Source organism: Micromonospora sp. FIMYZ51 (assembly GCF_038246755.1).
Taxonomy (GTDB): domain Bacteria; phylum Actinomycetota; class Actinomycetes; order Mycobacteriales; family Micromonosporaceae; genus Micromonospora.
Window position 1 is genome coordinate 1,703,354 of record NZ_CP134706.1, and the last position, 21,118, is coordinate 1,724,471.

General features: G+C 72.9%; 16 protein-coding genes. 13 read left to right on the top strand and 3 right to left on the bottom strand.

Annotated elements, in window-relative coordinates; genetic code table 11:
- Positions 1-30: 30 nt before the first annotated feature.
- The gene (locus QQG74_RS07980) at positions 31-4,626 is read right to left on the bottom strand and encodes an ATP-dependent helicase (protein WP_341719645.1); all 4,596 of its coding nucleotides are present in this window, start codon (positions 4,624-4,626) and stop codon (positions 31-33) included.
- Positions 4,627-4,802: 176 nt separating this feature from the next.
- On the opposite strand from QQG74_RS07980, the gene QQG74_RS07985 reads away from it, so the two are divergent.
- The 11 genes from QQG74_RS07985 (at position 4,803) to QQG74_RS08035 (ending at position 16,882) form a co-directional block, all read left to right on the top strand.
- Positions 4,803-5,195 carry a hypothetical protein gene (locus QQG74_RS07985; RefSeq protein WP_341719646.1) on the top strand — a complete coding sequence of 131 codons (393 nt, stop codon included), beginning with the start codon at positions 4,803-4,805 and terminating at the stop codon, positions 5,193-5,195.
- Positions 5,196-5,350: 155 nt separating this feature from the next.
- Entirely contained in the window at positions 5,351-8,182 is a 2,832-nt protein-coding gene (locus tag QQG74_RS07990; protein WP_341719647.1) for a Na+/H+ antiporter subunit A, read from the top strand.
- Entirely contained in the window at positions 8,182-8,670 is a 489-nt protein-coding gene (locus tag QQG74_RS07995) for a Na(+)/H(+) antiporter subunit C (protein WP_341721170.1), read from the top strand. The genes QQG74_RS07990 and QQG74_RS07995 overlap by 1 nt, the downstream gene beginning before the upstream one ends.
- On the top strand, positions 8,667-10,169 hold the full coding sequence (locus QQG74_RS08000; protein WP_341719648.1) for a Na+/H+ antiporter subunit D: 1,503 nt from the start codon (positions 8,667-8,669) through the stop codon (positions 10,167-10,169). The genes QQG74_RS07995 and QQG74_RS08000 overlap by 4 nt, the downstream gene beginning before the upstream one ends.
- Positions 10,166-10,783, top strand: a complete 618-nt coding sequence (locus tag QQG74_RS08005) for a Na+/H+ antiporter subunit E (protein WP_341719649.1) — start codon at positions 10,166-10,168, stop codon at positions 10,781-10,783. Before QQG74_RS08000 ends, QQG74_RS08005 begins: the two co-directional genes overlap by 4 nt.
- Positions 10,780-11,043 carry a monovalent cation/H+ antiporter complex subunit F gene (locus QQG74_RS08010; protein ID WP_341719650.1) on the top strand — a complete coding sequence of 88 codons (264 nt, stop codon included), beginning with the start codon at positions 10,780-10,782 and terminating at the stop codon, positions 11,041-11,043. Before QQG74_RS08005 ends, QQG74_RS08010 begins: the two co-directional genes overlap by 4 nt.
- 32 nt (positions 11,044-11,075) lie before the next feature.
- A complete protein-coding gene (gene mnhG, locus QQG74_RS08015) occupies positions 11,076-11,414 on the top strand; it encodes a monovalent cation/H(+) antiporter subunit G (protein WP_341721171.1) in 339 nt (112 codons plus the stop codon).
- Positions 11,415-11,667: 253 nt separating this feature from the next.
- Positions 11,668-13,251: a M20/M25/M40 family metallo-hydrolase gene (locus QQG74_RS08020; RefSeq protein WP_341719651.1), complete on the top strand. Its 1,584-nt coding sequence runs from the start codon at positions 11,668-11,670 to the stop codon at positions 13,249-13,251.
- A gap of 282 nt (positions 13,252-13,533) precedes the next feature.
- Positions 13,534-14,886 (top strand): hemolysin family protein, encoded by a 1,353-nt coding sequence (locus QQG74_RS08025; RefSeq protein WP_341719652.1) that lies wholly within the window; start codon positions 13,534-13,536, stop codon positions 14,884-14,886.
- Positions 14,883-15,950, top strand: a complete 1,068-nt coding sequence (locus tag QQG74_RS08030; RefSeq protein WP_341719653.1) for a hemolysin family protein — start codon at positions 14,883-14,885, stop codon at positions 15,948-15,950. The genes QQG74_RS08025 and QQG74_RS08030 overlap by 4 nt, the downstream gene beginning before the upstream one ends.
- Before the next feature lie 11 nt (positions 15,951-15,961).
- Positions 15,962-16,882, top strand: coding sequence for a sporulation protein (locus QQG74_RS08035; protein WP_341719654.1), 921 nt, complete (start codon positions 15,962-15,964; stop codon positions 16,880-16,882).
- Between the two features lie 54 nt (positions 16,883-16,936).
- Here the strand turns inward: QQG74_RS08035 and leuE are convergent, their stop codons facing one another.
- Positions 16,937-17,599 (bottom strand): leucine efflux protein LeuE, encoded by a 663-nt coding sequence (leuE, locus tag QQG74_RS08040; protein WP_341719655.1) that lies wholly within the window; start codon positions 17,597-17,599, stop codon positions 16,937-16,939.
- A complete protein-coding gene (locus tag QQG74_RS08045; protein WP_341719656.1) occupies positions 17,596-18,840 on the bottom strand; it encodes a bifunctional pyridoxamine 5'-phosphate oxidase family protein/GNAT family N-acetyltransferase in 1,245 nt (414 codons plus the stop codon). The genes leuE and QQG74_RS08045 overlap by 4 nt, the downstream gene beginning before the upstream one ends.
- A 34-nt stretch (positions 18,841-18,874) precedes the next feature.
- Here QQG74_RS08045 and QQG74_RS08050 point away from each other — a divergent pair, with 34 nt between their 5' ends.
- A complete protein-coding gene (locus QQG74_RS08050; RefSeq protein WP_341719657.1) occupies positions 18,875-20,215 on the top strand; it encodes an aminotransferase class I/II-fold pyridoxal phosphate-dependent enzyme in 1,341 nt (446 codons plus the stop codon).
- A gap of 196 nt (positions 20,216-20,411) precedes the next feature.
- Positions 20,412-21,113 carry a UdgX family uracil-DNA binding protein gene (locus QQG74_RS08055; protein WP_341719658.1) on the top strand — a complete coding sequence of 234 codons (702 nt, stop codon included), beginning with the start codon at positions 20,412-20,414 and terminating at the stop codon, positions 21,111-21,113.
- The last annotated feature ends 5 nt before the right edge of the window (positions 21,114-21,118 follow it).

Below are 21,118 nucleotides of genomic sequence, written 5' to 3' on the forward strand. Positions count from 1 at the left end.
GGGCAGAGTCGTCAGCCGCGCGAGCCGCGGTCAGCTGCGCAGGCGCAGGCCGCGAGGGGTGGGGCGGAAACCGGCGGCGGTGAGGGCGTCGTGCAGCGGTGAGGAGCGGACCGGCTCGCCATCGGCGCGTTCGACCGAGATCGGACCCAACGCGCCGATGTGGACCGTGTCGGCCAGGGCCTTGCCGGCTGCGGTCAGCGCGTCGGTGTCGGCGCTGAAGGAGAGGATGGTCCGCCCGCCACGTTCCACATAGAGCACCAGCTCACCGGCGACCAGCACGACAAGTGCGCCCGCCTTGCGGCCGGCCCGGTGGCCGGTGGCCGGTGGTGCCGTCGCATCGCCGGAGTCGACCACCCGCTCCGGCCAGGGCAGTGCGGCACCGTACGGGTTCGCCGGGTCGGTGGCCGCCAGCACCACCGCCGGACCGCCGGCCCCCGCCGGGCCGGTGCGGAGCCGTCCGCCCTCCAGCGGCTCGGCCAGGGCCCGGATCCGGTCCACCGCGCCGGGCACCGCGAACTGCGCCGCGCCCAACCCGTCGACAAAATAGCCCCGCCGGGCCGCGCCGCGCTCCTCCAGCGCGCAGAGCACCGGGTAGACCGCCGCGAAGCCGCCGGAAACCTGCTCGGCCATGACCGCGCCCCGGGTCAGCACCCCGTGCCGCTCCAGCAGCACGTCGGCCAGGGCCGCGGCTCGCCGGGTCGGGTCGAGGTCGCGTTCCGGCAGCCGGGACCAGCGGCCCGCCACCGTCGGCGGGCCACCCCGGCTGGGCAGGGCCACCCGCCCGGGGCGCCGGTAGCGGCTCCGCGCGGCGGTCGGCCGGGAGCGGTGCGCCCCGCCGCCACCGAGCAGTACCCGAAGTGGCGCGAGGGTGTCGTTTGTGAGGTGGCCGGCCCAGACCAGGTCCCAGACGACGGTGGTCAGCTCGGCGTCGTCGGTGGCGCCGACCCGGTCGGCAAGCGGCCGGAAGAACAACGCCTGCCCCTCCCCGAGGGCGTCCAGCACCGCGTCGTGCAGCGGCGTACGGGCGAGCGCCTCGTCCGGCGGTGGGAGCAGCAGCGGCGCGGTGTCGGCGTACGCCAGGGTGACCCAGCCGTCCCCACCGGAGATCGCCCCGGCACCGGCCCACAGCACCTCCCCGCTGGCGCACAACTCGTCGAGCAGCGCGGGGGAGTAGTCGGCGACCCGGGCCGGCAGCACCAGCCGTTCCAGCGCCGACGCGGGCACGACGGCGCCCTGCAACTGCTCCACCGTCGCGGCCACCGCCTCCACTCCACGGGTCGCGGAACCGACCTGCTGCCACCGGGGCAGGAAGGAGGCCAACGCCCGGGGCGGCACCGGTTCGATCTCCCGGCGTAACGCCGCCAGCGACCGGCGGCGCAGCAGCCGCAGCACCTCCGCGTCGCACCACTGGGTGCCGGCCGTCTGCGGGGTGAACTCGCCGGAGACCACCCGCCCGGTGGCGGCCAGCCGGCGCAGCGCCTGCTCCACCACGAAGACGCCCAGCCCGAACCGGGCCGCGCAGCTGGCCGCGCTGAACGGGGCGTGGGTGCGGGCGTACCGGGCGACGAGATCGCCGAGCGGGTCGGTGACCGGTTCGAGGTACGCCTCGGCGATGCCCACCGGCAGGGCCACGCCGAGGGCGTCGCGCAGCCGGCCGGCGTCCTCCACGACCACCCAGCGCTCCTGCCCGGCGATGCGTACCCGCACCAGCCGGCGGGCCGCAACCAGGTCGGTCAGCCAGTCGACCGGCACCCCGCGCTCGGCCAACTCGTCGTCGCTCAGGTCGCCGAGCTGGCGCAGCAACTCGACCACGTCCTCCGCGTCCCGGGGCCGGCGTTGCGGTGTCAGCCAGCGCAGCTGCCGCTCGGTCTCGGCGAGCACCGCCGGGTCGAGCAGTTCACGCAGGTCGACCCGGCCGAGCAGCTCACCGAGCAGGGCCGAATCCAGCGCCAACGCCGCGGCCCGGCGCTCGGCGAGCGGGGCGTCGCCCTCGTAGAGGAAAGCGCCGACGTAACCGAAGAGCAGCGACCGGGCGAACGGCGACGGCCGGGGCGTCTCCACCTCCACCAGCCGCACCCGACGGCCCGCCAGGTCACGCATCACCTGGGTCAGGGCGGGCAGGTCGAAGACATCCTGGAGGCATTCCCGGGCGGCCTCCAGGGTGACCGGGAAATCGGCGTACTCGCGGGCGACGTCGAGCAGTTGGGCGGCGCGCTGCCGCTGCTGCCAGAGCGGCTGGCGGCGGCGCGGGTCGCGGCGGGGCAGCAGCAGCGACCGCGCGGCGCACTCCCGGAACCGGGCGGCGAAGAGCGCCGAGGTGCCGACCGACTCCTCCACCAACTGGGCGATCTCCTCCGCGTCGAAGGCCACCACGTCGGCGCCGGGTGGGCTGTCGGCGGTGTCCGGCAGGCGTACGACGATCCCGTCGTCGGCGGGCATCACCTGGGCGTCCACGCCGTGGCGTTCGGCGAGTCGGCGGCCGATGGCCAGGGCCCAGGGTGCGTTCACCCGGGCGCCGAGGACGCTGTGCACGGCGAGCCGCCAGTCGCCCAGCTCGTCCCGGAACCGCTCGACCACCACCGTCCGGTCGTCCGGCAACGCGCGGGTCGCGGCCTGCTGCTCGCGCAGGTACGCCACCAGGTTGCCGGCGGCCCAGTCGTCCAACCCGGCGGTACGCAGCGCGGCCAGCGCCGCGTCGTCGGTCTGCCGTAGCAGGCCCCGGATCCGGGCCCCGATCGCCCTTCCCAACTCCACCGGACGGCCGGGCTGGTCGCCCTTCCAGAACGGCATCTTGGCCGCCTGACCGGGGGCGGGGGAAACCAGCACCCGGTCCGGAGTGATCTCCTCGATCCGCCAGGAGGAGGAGCCGAGCAGGAAGACGTCGCCGACCCGGGACTCGTAGACCATCTCCTCGTCCAGCTCGCCGACCCGGGCGGCGCGCTCCGCGCCGGCCAGGAAGACGCCGAACAGGCCCCGGTCCGGGATGGTGCCGCCACTGGTGACCGCGAGCCGCTGCGCCCCCGGCCGGCCGGTCAGCACGTCGGCGGTGCGATCCCAGACCAGCCGGGGACGCAGTTCGGCGAAGGCGGTCGACGGGTAGCGCCCGGAGAGCATGTCCAGCACGGCGTGCAGGGCCGAGTCGGGCAGTTCGGCGAAGGGTGCCGCGCGGCGGACCACCGCGGCCAGGTCGCCGACCCGCCACTGGTCCAGGGCGACCATCGCGACGATCTGCTGGGCGAGCACGTCCAGCGGGTTGCGGGGATGGTGCAACTCCTCGATCGCGGCGTCGCCCATCCGCTCGGCGACCACGGTGCAGGAGAGCAGGTCACCGCGGTGCTTGGGCAACACCACCCCCCGGGAGACGGCGCCGACCTGGTGCCCGGCCCGGCCCACGCGTTGCAGGCCGGCGGCCACGCTCGGTGGCGCCTCGATCTGCACCACCAGGTCTACCGCGCCCATGTCGATGCCGAGTTCGAGGCTGGAGGTGGCGACCACGGCGGGCAGTTGCCCCGCCTTGAGCGACTCCTCGATGTGCCGCCGCTCCTCCCGGGAGACGCTGCCGTGATGTGCCCGGGCGAGCACCGGCGGCGCGCCGGAGACCGAGCCGGCCTGGGCCATCATCTCCGCCGGCGGCCGGGCGGGTTGGTGGGCCGCGTTCGGGGTGGCTCCGGCGCTCTCCTCGGCGGCGAGTTCGTTGAGCCGGGCGCAGAGCCGCTCGGCGCTGCGTCGGGAGTTGGTGAAGACGATCGTGGACCGGTGCGCCCGGATCAGGGCATAGACCCGTTCCTCCACGGCCGGCCAGATCGAGGCGGTGCGCGGGCCGCCGAGGTCGTCCTGCGCTGCGTCCTGCTCGTCGAGCCGGGTCATGTTCTCCACCGGCACCTGGACGCTGACCTCGATCGTCTTGGCGCTCGCCGGCGCGACCACGTCCACCGGCCGGGCACCGGCGAGGAACCGGGCGCACTCGTCGAGTGGTCGGACCGTCGCGGAGAGCCCGATCCGCTGGGCCGGGGCGGGCAGCAACTCGTCCAGCCGTTCCAGGGAGAGCGCCAGGTGGGCACCGCGTTTGGTGCCGGCCACCGCGTGCACCTCATCGATGATCACCGTCTCGACGCCGCGCAGCGAGTCCCGCGCGGCCGAGGTGAGCAGCAGGAACAGCGACTCCGGCGTGGTGATCAGGATGTCCGGTGGGGTGCGGGCGAACGCTCGGCGCTCGTCGGCGGGGGTGTCGCCGGTGCGCATGCCGACGGTGATCTCGGGTGGCGGCAGCGCGAGTCGGGTGGCGGCCTGCCGGATGCCCGCGAGCGGGGCGCGCAGGTTGCGTTCGACGTCGACCGCGAGGGCCTTGAGCGGACTGACGTAGAGCACCCGGCAGCGGTGCCGGGCGTCGGTCGGTGCCGGCTCGCGGGCCAGCCGGTCGAGCGACCAGAGGAAGGCCGCGAGGGTCTTGCCGGAGCCGGTCGGTGCCACGACGAGGGCATGGCGCCCGGCGGCGACCGCCGTCCAGGCGCCGACCTGTGCCGCCGTCGGCGCGGCGAAGGCCGCGTCGAACCACTCCCGGGTCGCCGGGCCGAACCGGGAGAGCGCCGCCTCGGCCGGCGAGGCTGCCAGGGAATCCGCCACCACCCCATCCTGCCCCCGCCCACCGACAACCAGCCCGGGACGGCGGGAGGGGTATGCCTGGTTAAGCCATTACAGGTGAGTTGACCGTAGATTCCGTTAAGTCTTACTTAACTGCTTGCTAGTGGCCAACAACATAAAGTAACTTCACTCGCGATGCGGTAAGTGGTGGAGGGAAGCGTATGGCCGTCGAGGAGCGGAGCCCCGGGTCCGGCACCGACGTCCTGATTCGCAAGGTCGACAGTCGCCTCGTCGCCCTCCGGGCCGGGCTGCACGGCCCCGATCTCGAACTGGCCGAACGGCTCGCCGGTTGCCTGCGCGAGCTGGTCCATTCCACCGCCCAGGCCAGCGCGGTCGACCGGGCGCAGGTGCGCGTCGCCGTGCACTACTTCGTGCTGCGCCGGGAGAGCCGTGGTCGGTTGCTCTCGGTGCGCTCGCTTACCGCCACCCAGCGGCTTGTCGACCGGGCGGCGCTCCGGCTCGGCCGGCCCGACCTGACCGTCGAGGGGCGAAACGGGCGCGCCGTCGAGGGCACGACGATTGAGGGCCGGGCCCGGCACGCCGGTCGACAGTGACCGGCCGGCCGGCTCCCGCGCCGTCCGCCCGATCGCTGCGGAACTGTGGCGATTTCGGGAAAACGGCCCATAACGTACGCGAATTATCGTCTGATCGCTCCTAGGCGCCGTGCACCCGGGAGGGGCGCCCCTGCCCACCTCGACCGGGAGCGCGCGTGCTCGTACTGCTGATCCTGCATCTCGTGGCGGCCCTCGTGGCACCGCTACTGGTGCGTTGGTGGGGCCCGCGCGCCTGCTACCTCCTGGCACTGGTGCCGGCCGTGGCGTTCGGCTGGGCGCTGGTGCGCACCCCCACCGTCGCCGACGGCGGCGCGGTGACCGAGACGTACGGGTGGATTCCCCGGCTGGGCCTGAACCTGGACCTGCGGATGACCACCCTGTCCTGGCTGATGGTGCTGCTGGTCGGCGGAGTCGGCGCGCTGGTGCTGCTCTACAGCGGTCGGTACTTCCCGCCCGGCGCGGTCGGCACCGCCCGGTACGCCGGGGTGATGGTGGCCTTCGCCGGCGCCATGCTCGGCCTCGTCCTCGCCGACGACCTGCTGCTGCTCTACGTCTGCTGGGAACTCACCACGGTCTTCTCGTACCTGCTGATCGGGCACAGCACCGAGCGGCGTTCCAGCCGCTGGGCGGCGGTCCAGGCGCTGACCGTGACCACGCTCGGCGGGCTGGCCATGCTTGTCGGGTTCATCATGCTCGGCCACCACGCCGGCACCTACCGCTTGTCGGAGCTGGCCGGTCGCCCGCTGCCCGGCGGCGCGTACCTGGTCACCGCCGTGCTGCTGATCCTGCTCGGGGCGTTGTCCAAGTCGGCGGTACTGCCGTTCACCTCGTGGCTGCCGGTGGCGATGGCGGCACCGACACCGGTGAGCGCGTACCTGCACGCGGCGGCGATGGTGAAGGCCGGCGTCTACCTGCTCGGCCTGCTCGCCCCGGTGCTCGCCCTGGCCGGCCCGTGGCGGCCGGTCGTCCTGGTCGCCGGGCTCGCCACAATGGTGTTGGGCGGCTGGGCCGCGCTCCGGCAGACCGATCTGAAGCTGCTGCTGGCGTACGGCACGGTGAGCCAGTTGGGCCTGTTGACAGCGGTCGTCGGGCTGGGCACCGCCGACGCCGCCCTGGCCGGGGTCGCGATGCTGCTCGCCCACGCCCTGTTCAAGGCGGCGCTGTTCCTCGTCGTCGGCGCGATCGATCACGGTGCCGGCACCCGGGACCTGCGCGAGCTGTCCGGGCTGTGGCGAAGCGCGCCGGTCCTGGCCGGGGTGGCGCTGCTCGCCGCCGCGTCGATGGCGGGCATGCCACCGCTGGTCGGCTTCGTCGCCAAGGAAGCCATCTTCGCCGCGTTCACCGACCGCCCGCTGGTGCTGGCGGTGCTTGTCGCCGGCACCGCACTCACCGTCGCGTACAGCATCAGGTTCCTCTGGGGCGCGTTCGCCACCCGCCGCACGGCCGCCCCCACCGAGCTGGGCCGGGTGGCCGTGCCGATGCTGGTGCCGCCGGCGCTGCTGGCGGTGGCCGGGCTGGTCGCGGGGCTGGCGGCCGGTGGGCTGGACCAGCTGCTGCGCCCGTACGCCGAACTCCTCGGCCCGCCCCACGCGCACCTGGCGCTCTGGCCCGGCCTGAACCTGGCTCTGGGCCTGTCCGCGCTGACCCTGGTGACCGGCGTGGTGCTGTTCGCGCTGCGCGGCCCGCTGGCTCCGGTGCTGTCCCGGCTGCGCTCGCCGGTCACCGGTCAACAAGGCTACGAGTGGATCATCCATCGCTTCGACCGGGCGGCGGTGGACATCACAAGCGTCACCCAGCGTGGCTCCCTGCCGCAGTACCTCGGCCTGATCCTGATCGTGCTGGCCGCCGTGCCAGGCGGCACGTTGCTGCTGCTGAAGCCCTGGGAGCAGCCAATCGCGACGTGGTCCAGCCCAGTGCAGCCGGTGGTGCTGCTGGTGATCAGCATCGCCGCCCTGCTCGCCGTGGGCGCCACCCGTCGGCTGACCGCGATGCTGCTGGTCGGGATGACCGGCTACGGCACCGCGATGCTCTTCGTGCTGTACGGCGCCCCCGATCTGGCGTTGACCCAGTTCCTGGTGGAAACCGTGACCATCGCGGTCTTCGTGCTGGTGCTGCGGCGGTTGCCGGCGCGGTTCTCGGTGCGGCCGTTGCGCCGCAGTCGCTGGGTGCGCCAGGTGATCGGCCTGACGGTCGGTGCGACGGTCGCCGGGCTCGCGGTGGCCGCCACAAGTGCCCGCCGGGCGCCCTCCATCTCCGAGCAGTTTCCCGACCTGGCCGTCGAGCAGGGCCACGGCCGCAACGTGGTGAACGTGACGCTTGTCGACATCCGGGCCTGGGACACCCTGGGCGAGCTGACGGTGCTGGTGGCGGCGGCGACCGGAGTGGCCAGCCTGGTCTTCCTGCGGTCCCGGACCGGGCCCCGTCCCCGTCGGTTGGCGGCGGAACAGGAGCGGCCGGCCGGCCGGCCGATCTGGCTACGCGGCGGCGCCACGCTGCACGAGCGGCACCGCTCGATCGTGCTGGAGGTGATCACCCGGCTGATCTTCCACACCGCCGTACTCTTCTCCTTCTACCTGCTCTTCTCCGGGCACAACGCGCCCGGCGGCGGCTTCGCCGGCGGCCTGGTGGCCAGCCTGGCGCTGACCATGCGCTACCTCGCCGGCGGTCGCCAGGAACTGGCCGAGGCCGCCCCGATCGGCGCCGGCACCGTGCTCGGCATCGGGCTGGCGGTCGCGGCCGGTGGCGGCGCGCTCGCACTGCTGACCAGTGGTGCGGTTCTGGGTAGCACGAAGGTCGATCTCTGGCTGCCGCTGATCGGAAACTTCTACCTGGTCACCTCGCTCTTCTTCGACATCGGTGTCTACCTGGTGGTGATCGGGCTGGCGCTGGACGTGCTGCGCAGCCTCGGCGCCGAGGTGGACCGGCACATCGAGGCGGGCCGGGCCAACGGGGACTTCACCCCCGACCCGCAGGGGGAGAGCTCGTGATGGTCTCCGGTGCCAACCTGGTGTCCTTCCTCGCGATCGGCGTGCTCGTCGGCTGCGGGGTGGCCCTGCTGTTGGAGCGCAGCCTGACCCGCGTCCTGCTCGGCATCATCCTGATCGGCAACGGGGTCAACCTGCTGATCATCTTTGGCGGTCGAGCCGGTCGGGCACCGGTGGTCGGGGTCTCCGAGCCCGAGCAGATGAGCGACGCCCTGCCGCAGGCCATGGTGCTCACCGCCATCGTGATCACGTTCGGGTTCACCGCCTTCCTGCTGGCGATCAGTTATCGCAGCTGGTATCTGACCGGCGACGACGAGGTGCCGGACGACATCGAGGACCGGCAGATCGTGCGCCGCGCCGCGCACAAGGAGGTCTCCACCGCCGACCTGAGCGACGACAGCGCGGCGACCGACCCGGAACAGATCGACGCCCCGGCACCCCGCCGGCCGCGTGGTGAGGACCTGCCCGGCAACGGGGAGGGGCCGGCATGAACGCCCTCGTGTCGCTGCCGGTGCTGCTGCCGATCCTTGGTGCGGCGCTGACCCTGCTGCTGGCGACGCGGGCCCGGTCGCAACGGGTGGTAAGCGTGACCTGCCTGGTCGCCACCCTGGCGGTGTCGGCGGTGCTGCTGGTGCGGACCTACCGGGACGGGCCGCTGGTGGTCGAGATCGGCGGCTGGCCCGCGCCGGTCGGCATCGTCCTGGTCGCCGACCAACTGGCGGCGCTGATGCTCGTGGTCTCCTCGGCGGTCACCCTGTGCGTGCTGCTCTACTCCATCGGCCAGGGGCAGGCGGAGATCGGCGAGACCTCCTCGGTGGCCATCTTCCACCCGACCTACCTGGTGCTGACCGCCGGCGTGACGAACGCCTTCCTCGCCGGTGACCTGTTCAACCTCTTCGTCGGGTTCGAGATGCTGCTCGCCGCGAGCTTCGTCCTGATCACGCTGAACGGCACCGCGCTGCGCATCCGCACCGGCTCGACGTACGTGGTGGTCAACATCCTGGCCTCGATGATCTTCCTGATCGCGGTGGGTCTGGTCTACGCGGCCACCGGCACGCTCAACCTGGCCCACCTCGCCGGCCGGCTCGACGCGCTACCCGACGGGGTGCGGCTGAGCCTGCAACTGATGCTGCTGCTGGCCTTCGGCATCAAGGCGGCGGTCTTCCCGCTGTCGGCCTGGCTGCCCGACAGCTACCCCACCGCGCCCGCCCCGGTCACCGCCGTCTTCGCCGGCCTGCTGACCAAGGTCGGGGTGTACGCGATCATCCGTACCCAGACCCTGCTCTTTCCCGGGCCACGCGCCGCCCAACTGCTGATGGTGGTGGCCGGGCTGACCATGGTGGTCGGCATCCTCGGCGCGGTGGCCCAGTCGGACATGAAGCGGCTGCTCTCGTTCACCCTGGTCAGCCACATCGGCTACATGATCTTCGGGATCGGGCTGAGCACGGTCGCCGGCCTGGTCGGGGCGATCTTCTACGTGGTCCACCACATCACCATCCAGACCACCCTGTTCCTCATCGCCGGCCTGGTCGAACAGCGGGCCGGCAGCACCGACCTGCGCCGGCTGAGCGGCCTGGCCCGGATCGCGCCGCTGCTCGGCGTGCTCTTCTTCGTCTCGGCCATGAACCTCGCCGGCATCCCGCCGTTCTCCGGCTTCCTCGGCAAGCTCGGCCTGCTTCAGGCCGGCGTGGCGGCCGGCGGTGCGCTGCCCTGGACCCTGGTCGCCGTCGGCACGGCGACCAGCCTGCTCACCCTCTACGTGGCCAGCCGGGTATGGAACATCGCGTTCTGGCGTACGCCCTGCCAGACCGTCACATCGACCGCTCCGCTGCCCACGTTGATGGTCGGCGCCACCGTGGTCCTGGTGGCGCTCGGGGTGGGGCTGACCGTGGTGGCCGGCCCGCTGTTCGAGGTGACCACCGGCGCGGCGGTCGATCTGCGCGAGCGCACCCCGTACATCCACGCCGTACTGCCCGGCGGGCCGCCATGACCGGACCGGAGCCGGCGGGGGCGGCTGGGCCCGAGCGGGCCGGGGCGGGGCGGGGCCGGCCGACCCGGGCCCGTCGCTGGCGCGACCAGGGACTCGCGGTCGGCGGGCTGGTGCTGGTCTGGATCCTGCTCTGGGGCGACCTCAGCTGGGGAAATCTGCTGGGCGGACTGCTGGTGGGCGTGGCGGTGCTGGTGTTCTTCCCGCTTCCCGCGGTGAGCTTCGGCGGCCGGTTGCGGCTGCGCGGGCTGCTGGTGTTCGCCGGGCGTTTCGTGGTCGAACTGGTCGTGGCGAGCCTGCACGTGGCCCGGATCGCGGTGCAACCCGGCTACACGCCACGCTCGGCCATCCTCGCGGTGCGGCTGCTGGTGCCCACCGACTTCAACCTGGCCCTCACCGCCGAAGCGATCTCACTGGTGCCGGGCACCTTGATCGTGGAGGTGGACCGGGACGCGGCCGTGCTCTACGTGCACGTGCTCGACATCCGCACCCCGGCGGACCTGGCCGCCGCGCGGGAGCAGATCCGCACCGTGGAGCGACGGATCGTCGCGGCGGTCGGCTCGGCGGCCGAGCTACGCCAGGTCCGCTCCGTACCCGTCGACAAGGAGTTGCCGTGAACACACTGCTCACCGTGATCATCGCCGGTCTGCTGTCGGTGACGGCCCTGCTCGCCCTCGTCCGGCTCTACCGGGGACCGTCACTGATGGACCGGGTGGTCGCCGCGGACATGCTGCTGGCCACGATGGTGGGCGCGGTCGGTGCCGAGGCGGCGATCAACCGGCACGCCACCACCCTGCCGGTGCTGCTGGTGCTCGCCCTGCTCGGCTTCGTCGGCTCGGTGTCGTTGGTCCGCTTCGCCGCGGCGGAGAAGAAGTGACGCCGACGCTCTCCTCGGCCGCTGCCGAGGGGATGCTGTCCCTGACCGTGGTCGCCGACTGGCTGGGTGCCGTCAGCCTGGTGGCCGGTGCGTCGCTGAGCCTGGCAGCCGCGGTCGGCGTACTGCGCTTCCCGGACACGCTGAGCCGGATGCACGCGGCCACCAAACCGCAGGTGCTGGGCGTACTGCTCCTGCTGCTGGGGGTGTCCCTGCGGCTGCGTACGGTCGCCGACCTCGGCATGGTGGTCCTGGTCGGGGCGTTCCAACTGGTCACCGCCCCGGTCGCCGCGCAGATGATCGGCCGGGCCGCGTACCGCGGCGACCGGGTGGACCGGCGACTACTCGACGTCGACGAGTTGGCCGAGCGCTGAACCCGCGCTGCGCACGTGCCGGCGGCCGGTGTCCCGCTCGTCGCGCCGGGGTCGGCGGCCGGCGTCCCGCTCGTCGCGGAGCCGGCCGGGGCCGCCGGATTTCGGGCAGGCCGACTATTCCGGCGTCTTGCGTCTTGCCCGACGCAACGTCCGCCGGAACCCTCTCGCAGTGACGGTCATCGATCAAGATCCCGTCCTCCGGCCCGCGCGTACCCCGCGTGGGCCGGTGTTCGCCCCCGAACCGGGAGGACCCATGACACCCCGCACCCTGCTCGCCGGGCCGGTGACCATCGCGATGGTCGCGGCATCGGCCCTGCTCGCCACACCGGCAACCGGCGCCGCGGTCGACACCGCCACCGCACCCGCCGCCACGGTCGCCGTCGCCGCGTCGTCCGCCGCCGTCGCCGCGCCCAACATCGCCCTGGCGAACGTCAAGACGCAGCTGAGCCAGTTGCAGTCGATCGCGAGCGCGAACGGGGGCAACCGGGCTCATGGCCGGCCCGGCTATCTCGCCTCGGTCAACCACCTGAAGGCGCAGCTCGACGCGGTCGGCTACACCACCACCGTGCAGTCCTTCACCTACAACGGGGCCACCGGGTACAACCTGATCGCCGACTGGCCGGGCGGCGACCCGAACGCGGTGGTGATGACCGGAGCGCACCTGGACAGCGTCACCGCGGGGCCCGGCATCAACGACAACGGTTCGGGCTCGGCGGCCATCCTGGAGGTGGCGCTCGCGGTCGCCCGTACCGGCTTCGCGCCCGACCGCCACCTGCGGTTCGGCTGGTGGGGCGCGGAGGAACTGGGACTGCGTGGTTCGCGCTACTACGTCGACAACCTCTCCACCACCGAGCGGAGCCGGATCAAGCAGTACCTCAACTTCGACATGGTCGGCTCGCCCAACGCCGGCTACTTCGTCTACGACGGGGACAACTCCGACGGCGTGGGTGCCGGTCCGGGCCCGGCCGGGTCGGCGCAGATCGAGCAGACGATCCAGGCCTACTTCACCTCGATCGGCGTGCCGACCCGCGGCACCGACTTCGACGGGCGCAGCGACTACGGCCCGTTCATCAGCGTGGGCATTCCGGCGGGCGGCACCTTCACCGGTGCCGAGGGCGTCAAGACCAGCGCCCAGGCCACGCTCTGGGGCGGCACCGCCGGGCAGGCCTTCGACCCCTGCTACCACCGGTCCTGCGACACCACCACCAACATCAACGACACCGCCCTGGACCGTAACGCCGACGCGATCGCGTACACGGTCTGGACGCTGGCGCAGGTGGCGACCCCACAGCCCGGCACGACGGTCTACAGCGACACCTTCGAGACCGCCACCGGCTGGACCACCAACCCGGCCGGTACGGACACCGCCACCGCCGGCCGGTGGGAGCGCGGAGACCCCGCCGCCACCAGCAGCTCCGGCGTCACCACCCAGCTCGGCACCACGGTCAGCGGGAGCTTCGACCTGGTCACCGGGCCGCTCGCCGGCAGCAGCGCCGGAGACCACGACCTGGACGGCGGGGTGAGCACCATCCAGTCCCCGACCATCACCCTGCCGTCGACCGGCACGCTCACCCTCTCCTTCTCCTGGTACCTGGCCCACCTGAACAACTCCAGCAGCGCCGACTACCTGCGGGTCCGCGTGATCGGCAGCGGTACGGTGACCGCGCTCAACGTCACCGGCGCGGCCACCAACCGGGCGGCGGTCTGGCAGAGCGCCAGTACGGACATCTCGGCCCTGCGCGGTCAAACCGTACGGATCGTGATCGACGCCGCCGACGCGAGCACGGCCAGCCTGGTCGAGGCCGCCCTCGACGACATCCGGATCACCGCGGCGTAGCCGCAGGGAAGGGCCCCTTCTTGCCGCCGGCACGGGAGGGGCCCCTTCCTGACGCCGCGCTGGCGAGGCCGCGCACCGCAACGCGCACGCCGCCGGCGGCACGCCTCGCCTCGCGTCCGGCGGTGCCGCCGGCGTTCTCGCCGCACACCATCCCACTTCCAGCTGGCCCCGCCGGTAGAATGACGGGATGATCGACTCTTCTGCCCAGGAGGGCAGCAGTAGCCAGCCGGGTAGGCCCCGGCATTCATCTGACCCGACGGCCCCGGGAGCCCTGAGCCTCCCGTGTTGATCCTCGTCGGTCTTCTTCTGATCATCGTTCTGACCGTCGCGACGGGGTACTTCGTCGCGCAAGAGTTCGGCTACGTCGCCGTGGACCGGGGCAAGCTGCGCCAGCGCGCCGCCGAGGGCGACCAGGCGTCCGCCCGCGCGCTGGAGGTCAGCGCGCGACTGTCGTTCATGCTCTCCGGCGCCCAACTCGGCATCACCGTCACCGCCCTGCTGGTCGGTTACGTCGCCGAGCCGTATCTCGGTGCCGGCCTGGCCGAGTTGCTCGGCGTGGCTGGCGTTTCGACCACCGTGAGTCTGCCGCTGTCGGTGGTGCTGGCCCTGGTCATCGCCACCGTGGTGCAGATGGTGGTGGGTGAACTGGCGCCCAAGAACCTGGCCATCGCCCGGCCCGAGCCGGTCGCCCGGGCACTGGCCCGCTCCACCCTCTTCTACATGGCGGTGGCCGGCCCGCTGATCAAGCTGTTCGACCGGGCCGCGGTGCGGCTGCTCCGTCGCGTCGGCATCGAGCCGATCGAGGAGCTACCCAGCGGAGCCACCCCGGAGGACCTGGAGCAGATCATCGCCGAGTCCCGGCTGGAAGGGCACCTCGACGCCGAGATGTCGGAGCTGCTGGACCGCGGGCTGGACTTCCGTCAGCTGACCGCCGGCGAGGCCATGGTGCCGCGGGTCGACGTGCACACCGTACGGGCGGACGAGCCGATCAGCCGGGTGGTCGAGTTGCTCGACACCGGCCGCTCCCGCTTTCCGGTCCGGGGCGCCGAGGGCGTCGACGACCTGGTCGGCGTGATCGGCATCGCCGACGTACTCCGCGTTGCCCCGGCCGAGCGGGCGACCACCCCGGTCGGCGCGGTGGCCGTACCGCCGCTGCTGGTGCCCGAGACGTTGCCGCTGCCCACGGTGCTGGACCGGCTCCGTTCCGGGCATCGGCAGCTCGCCTGCGTGGTCGACGAGTACGGCGGCTTCGCCGGCGTGATCACGCTGGAGGACATCGCCGAGGAGCTGGTCGGCCCGATCCTCGACGAGGACGACCCACCGGAGCGGGCCCCCGCGCGGCAGGAGGACGGCTCCTGGGTGGTGCCGGCCCGCTGGCGGATCGACGAGGTCGCCGACAGCACCGGCATCGCGCTGCCCGAACATCCCGAGTACGACACCCTCTCCGGCCTGGTCATGCGTGAGCTGGGCCGGGTTCCTGAGGTCGGCGACCGGCTGGAGATCGGCCTACCGGCCGACGCGGACAACGGCGAGACCACGCCGCGGGCACTTGTCGAGGTGCTGGCGGTCGACCGGCACGTCGCCGACTCGGTGCGCCTTCAGCTCGTCGGCGGACGCGAGGGGGTGACCGCATGAGTACCGGTTTCGCGCTGATCACCTCCGTGGTCCTGCTGGCGCTCAACGGGTTCTTCGTCGCCGCCGAGTTCGCGCTGGTGGCGAGCAAGCGGTACCGCCTGGAGCAGGCCGCGGCCGGCGGCGGGCGGGCGGCCAAGGCCGCGCTCGACGGCGTACGCGAGCTGTCGCTGATGCTGGCCGGGGCGCAGCTCGGCATCACGCTCTGCACGCTGGGCCTCGGTGCGCTGGCCGAGCCGGCGATCGAGCGCCTGCTCAGCCCGTTGCTGCACGCCGTCGGGCTGCCGTACGGCGCCAGCCACGTGATCGCGCTGATCTTCGCGCTGAGCCTGGTCACCTTCCTGCACCTGGTGGTCGGCGAGATGGCGCCGAAGTCCTGGGCGATCACCCACCCGGAGCGCTCCGCGCTGCTGCTGGCCCTGCCGTTCCGGGCGTTCGCCTGGGTGGCCCGGCCGGTGCTGTCGGTGCTCAACGCGGTGGCCAACGCGATGCTGCGGCTGGCGAAGGTGAATCCGCAGGACCAACTGGCCCAGGTGCACGGCCCGGACGAGCTGCGGATGCTGCTGGAGCAGTCCCGCGAGCACGGGCTGCTCGGTGCCGCCCAGCACGAGATGCTTACCAGCATGCTCGCGTTGCAGGGGACCACGGTCGCCCAGGTGATGGAGCCGTTCGACCGGATGGTGACGGTACGCCGGGACGAGCCGGTCGAGCGGATCGAGCAGGTCAGCCGGGACAGTGGCCGGTCGCGGCTGGCGGTGCTGGACGCCACCGGTGACGTCTGCGGCCTGGTGCACGTACGGGAGGCGGTGCGGGCCACCGCCATCCGTCCCGACGCCACGGCGGCGGACCTGATGAACGACGCCATCACCCTGCCCGACACCGCCACGGTGACCGAGGCGGTGGCCGCGATGCGGGCCCGCCAGTCCCAGCTCGCGCTGGTACGCAACGGCGGCGGCCCGACCCGCCCGGTCGGCTTCGTCGCGCTGGAGGACCTGCTGGAAGAGGTCATCGGGGAGTTCGACGACGAGACCGATCCCATTCCGCGCGCGGTGCGCCGCCTGAGGTAGGAGCGACGCGGGTGCGGCTGACGGGGGTGTCACCGGAGTCGGGCGGTACGGGCCTGACGGTGCAGACCGTCCTGGCCAATCCCAGCACCCGCCCCGGCCTGCTGCTGCCGGGGCGGGTGAACCTCGTCGCCGGCTCCGTCGACGTGCCGGTCTACCACGTCCGGCTCGGCCTGGTCAGCCAGGTCGAGCCGGACGATCCGGAGGCACCCCGCCGGCTGGTGCAGTTCCACCAGGCGCAGGTGGCCGATGCCCTGGTGCTGCGGGCGGGCCGGGCCCGGTCGATCCCGTTCGAGTTCCCGCTGCCCTGGGAGACGCCGCTGACCACATTCGGCGGCGTACCGCTGCTCAGCCTGCGGATGGGGCTGCGGACGGAGGTGGCCATCGAACCCGCCGTGGACCAGGGCGCGATGGTGCCGATCTTCGTGCACCCGCTGCCCACCCAGCAGCACGTGCTGGCCGCCCTCGACACCCTCGGCTTCAGCGTGCGCCAGGCCGGGCTGGTCGACGGTCGGCTGCCCGGGGTGGAGCAGGCCCTGCCCCTGCACCAACGCTGGGGCTTCTGGGTCGGGCCACTCTACGCCGGGCCGATCACCGAACTGGAGGTGATCTTCGTGACCAACGCCGCGGGCCTCGAGGTGATCCTCTGGTGCGATCGCCGGTTGGCGCTGGCCGGGATCACCCACACCAGCATCAGCCGGTTCCGGGTCTGGCACGCCGGCGCCGAGCAGCGGGACTGGGTGTCGACCGTGGACGGTTGGCTGCGCGAGACGATCAACCGGCATGCCGCGGCGGCGGCCCATGGCGACTGGTCGGCCGCCATCACCGAGTCGGCCCATGTCAGCCGCCCGCCCGACGAGCCGGTCCAGCCGGGCTTCGGCCTGGGCGGCACGGGGGGCGGCGCCGGCATCGGCGGTGGCGGCGACGGCAGTTGAGCGGGTCAGGCAGGGGCCCTTCACCTACCCAGGCGTCGGTAAGGGCCCTTCCCGCTACCCCTGGGCGAGCTTGAGACCGAAGCCGAGGAAGAGCGCGCCGATGGCGGTGGTGGCACCGGCGGCGAGCCGGCGGCGCCGGCCGAACTGCGTGGCCAGGTAGGTGCCCGCGAAGATCAGCGCGGTCAGGTAGAGCACGCTGGTGACCTGGGCGATCAGACCGAGCAGCAGGAACGAGAGCGCCGGCCAGGGGTAGGTCGGGTCGACGAACTGGATGAAGAACGAGACGAAGAAGAGGATCGCCTTCGGGTTGAGCAGGCTGATCACGAGGGCCTTGCGGAACGGGCTGCGCATCGCCGCCGGCTCCGCGGCGTCGATCAGTCGCGGCGTGGTCGGGTCGTTGCGGTCGCGCCAGCGGCGCCAGGCCCCGCGCAACATGGTCAACCCCACATAGCCCAGGTACGCGGCACCCGCGTACTTGATCACGAGGAAGACCGGTGGGTACGCCCGGAGCAGCGAGGCAACCCCGGCGGCGGAGAGGAACATGAGCACCCCGTCGCCGACGAAGACGCCTGCTGCGGCCCGGTAACCGGTGCGGATGCCCCGGCGGGCGGCGGTGGAGAGGACGAAGAGCGAGTTGGGGCCGGGCAGCAGCACGATGGCCACGGTGCCCAGCAGGTACGTCCAGATGTCGGTGACTCCCAGCACGCTGGACATCATGGGGTCGCCGGGGTCGGTACGCGAAGCTTTTTCCGCAGCCTGACCTGTGCGTTTGGCCACTCGTCGACGGTCATCGAATACTGCACGGTGTCCCGCCACGAGCCGTCCGGACGCAGCCGGTGCATCCGCAGCACCCCTTCCCGGGTGGCGCCGAGCCGCTCGATGGCCCGCTGCGAGCGTTCGTTGCGGATGTCGGTGTGCCAGACCACCCGTACCGCCCCGAGTTCGTCGAAGGCGCGGCCGAGCAGCAGCAGCTTGGCCTCGGTGTTGATCCCGGTACGCCACCACGGCCGGCCGAGGAAGGTGTGCCCGATCGCCACCGACCGCCGCTCGGGGTCCAACTCGTAGTACGAGGTGGAGCCGACCACCGCGCCGGTGACCGCGCAGCGCTGTACCCAGGCCACCCGCTCGCCCCGGTGCTGCTCGGCCAGCGCGGCGGTGAGGATGTTCCGCAACTCGGCGGCGTCGGCCGGCGGCGGCGCGGACAGGTGCCGCCAGACCTCCGGGTCGGCGGTGGCGGCGAAGAGGTCCTCGGCGTGCGCCGGATCCAGCGGCTCCAGCAGTACCCGCGTGCCGCGCAGCGGCACCGGCTCGTGCCACGGCGTGCGGGCCGGCCGCAGGTACGCCGGCACCGGCGTGGTGACCCCGGCGTCCGGCTCGGCCGGGCCGGCGGTCAGCCGCAGCGGCACCACCCCGGCCCAGTGCGGCAGCGCGTAGTCGGCCGGTTCGTCGGCGACCCCACCGGTGCGGGCGCGGACCGACACCTCGCGCAGTGGTAGTGCCAGCACGGCGGTCTCGGCCAGTTCCCGCCGGCTCGGCGGGCGGCTCTCCGCCGCGCGGCCGGTGCCGACCTTCTCCACCAGGGCGGTGAGCACCTCGGCCTGCTCGACCGGGTCGGTGACCAGGTGGGCGGTGCCGTGCGCGATCACCGAGCGGTAGTTGGCGCTGTGGTGGAACTGCGAGCGGCCGTAGACCAGGCCGTCGAGCAGGGTGACCGCCACGCAGACCGGCAACCCGCCAGCCCGGGCGGCCAGCAGCGGCCGGCTGCCGGTGGAGCCGTGCAGGTAGAGCGTGTCGCCGACACGTACGTGCAGGGTGGGCAGCAGGCGTGGTTCGCCGTCCACGGTGAACCCGAGCACGCAGTGGTACGCCTCGTCGAGCACGGCATGTGCGGTGTCCCGGTCGTAGCTCATCCGGTCCCGGGAACGGCTGGCGGTGGTGCGGGCGGTCTGCGCGTACATGCTGCCACCTTTGTTCTAGTACAATCTCTTGTTTGTGTCAGGACGCTATCAGATCACCGGTACGACGGCCGCCGAGATTTCGGCAAGCATCGAATCGGGAATTCGCCGGGCCGGCCTCGCCCCGGGTGACCCGCTGCCCCCGGTGCGGACGCTCGCCGCCGACCTGTCCGTCAGCCCGGCCACCGTTTCCCGCGCGTACGCCGAACTGCGCCAGCGCGGGCTGGTGGTGACCGCCGGCCGGCACGGCACCCGGGTCCGGCCCCGCCCGCCGGTCGCGGCCCGCCGCGCGGCGCTGCGCCCGCCACCCGCCGCCGGGTTGCGCGACCTGTCCCAGGGCGAACCCGACCCTCGGCTGCTGCCGAGGCTCGGCCCGCACCTGGCCGCGCTCGCCGACACCGTCGGCGAGGCGATCAGCTACTCCGACGCCGGAGTGCTGCCCGAGTTCGCCGAGGCGGCCCGCGACCGGCTCGCCGCCGACGGGGTGCCGGCCGCCGAACTGACGCTCACCGGTGGCGCGCTGGACGGCATCGAGCGGCTGCTCGGTGCCCACCTGCGGCCCGGGGACGCGGTCGCGGTCGAGGACCCGGGCTGGGCCAACCAACTCGACCTCATCGCCGCGCTCGGCCTGCGCCCGATCGGCGTACCTGTCGACGACGAGGGCCCACTTGTCGCTGGCGTGGCCGCCGCGCTCGCCGCCGGGGCCCGAGCGCTCATCGTGACCAGCCGCGCCCAGAACCCCACCGGCGCGGCACTCTCGGCCGACCGGGCCGCCGCCCTGCGGGATCTGCTCGCCGATCGGGCGGACCTGCTGCTGATCGAGGATGACCACGCCGCCGAACTGGCCCGCGTACCCCTGCATTCGCTTGCCGGCGCGACCACCCACTGGGCCCTGCTCCGCTCGGTGAGCAAGCCGTACGGTCCCGACCTGCGCCTGGCGGTGCTGGCCGGGGACGAGACCACGGTGGCCCGGGTGGCCGGACGGTCCCGGGTCGGTGCCGGCTGGGTCTCCACAGTGCTGCAACGCCTGGTGCTCTCCCTCTGGCGCGACCCGGCGGTGACCGCCCTGATCGACCGGGCGGCGCAGAGCTACGAACGCCGCCGCGACGGGCTCGTCGCCGCCCTCGCCGAACGCGGCCTGCCCGCACAGGGGCGCAGCGGGATCAACGTCTGGCTGCCGGTCATCGACGAGACCGTCGCCTCGACCGTGCTGCGCGACGCCGGCTGGCTGGTCGCGCCCGGCGCCCTCTTCCGGATCGCCGGCCCACCCGGCCTACGGATCACCGTCAGCACACTTGACGAGGCCGACCTCCCCACCCTGGCCACCGCCCTGACCCGCGCCGCCACCCCACCCACCCCCACCACCCTCACCGCCTAACCCCCACCCCACCCCCACCCCACCCCCACCCCACCCCCACCCCACCCCCACCCCACCCCCACCACCCCCACCACCGGCGTCGATCTTGCACTTTCCGTCGGGAAAAAGCGGGACATAGCTTGCATATCGGCGACCGTAAGTGCAAGATCGGCGAGGCTGCGGGGCGGGATGAGGTGGAGCGGGTAGAACAGAGGCCATGGCCGAGAACGACATTGCGCCCGGTGCTCAACAGTTCATCCCGCCGCAGGCCGACACCCTCGACGAGCTGCGTGCCGCCGCCACCGGCTGCCAGGGCTGCGAGCTGTACCGGGACGCCTCGCAGACCGTCTTCGGTCGGGGCGACGCGACCGCCCGGGTGGTCTTCGTCGGCGAGCAACCCGGCGACATGGAGGACCAGAAGGGACTGCCCTTCGTCGGTCCCGCCGGCCGGCTGTTGCGCAGGGCGGTCGACGACGCCGGACTCGACCCGGGACACATCTACCTGACAAATGCCGTAAAACATTTTCGCTTCGAGCTGCGCGGCAAGCGGCGCATCCACCAGACCCCGGACCGGGTACACATCACCGCCTGCCGACCCTGGTTGGTCGCCGAGTTCGCCCAACTGCACCCGGAGGTGGTCGTGGTGCTCGGCGCGACCGCCGCGAAGGCACTGCTCGGCCCGGCGTTCCGGGTCACCCGCCAGCGCGGCGAACTGCTGCCCTGGCCGGCCGCCGCGCAGCACCCCGAGGACTTCCAACGGGTGCCGGTGGACAGCGCCGGCCGCACCGCCGACGCGCCGCCGGCCCAACTGCTGGCCACCATCCACCCGTCCGCCGTGCTCCGCGCCGACAACCAGGATGTCGCGTACGACGGGCTGGTCGCCGACCTCACCGTCGTCGCCCGCACCCTGGCCGGCTGAGCATC